Annotated in this window: 1 pseudogene; it reads right to left on the bottom strand. The window is 42.2% G+C overall.

From position 1 onward, the window contains the following. Positions 1-116: pseudogene (gene arsR / locus DK207_RS15620) on the bottom strand (As(III)-sensing metalloregulatory transcriptional repressor ArsR); the annotation flags it as partial. Between the last annotated feature and the right edge of the window lie 308 nt (positions 117-424).

Genomic DNA, 424 nt, shown 5'->3' on the forward strand with positions numbered 1-424 from the left:
GCAGTGCAGAGATCGCAGACGCATAACTCTCCCAGTTCGCTGAGCAGTAAAACGATGCCCAGACGGGTTTCATCAGCAAGAATTTTGAACAATTGGATGGGTAACAGAAATGACATATTGCGCTCCTGATTGTTGCAGGTAGTGTCTCTCTTCGAAGCGGATAAGTCAAAAACATATATGACTTAACGAATGTGTAAGTGCAGAGGAAGGTAATAGGTGTGAATTTTGAGTTGGCTATTCATTTGAAAAGAGGTCTGAATCAGGACGTAAAAAAACCGACTTTGCGTCGGTTTTTTACTTTCCAGCCCTGAGTTGGTGGCACTGGCTGGAGTGAGAATGCCATTATCTAACGCATCAATGCTAATACCATACTGAAACTATTGCAAGGACATGCTGGTTTTATAACCTGAATGTACTGTATGAT

This window comes from Acinetobacter haemolyticus (genome assembly GCF_900406815.1).
Taxonomy (GTDB): domain Bacteria; phylum Pseudomonadota; class Gammaproteobacteria; order Pseudomonadales; family Moraxellaceae; genus Acinetobacter; species Acinetobacter haemolyticus_A.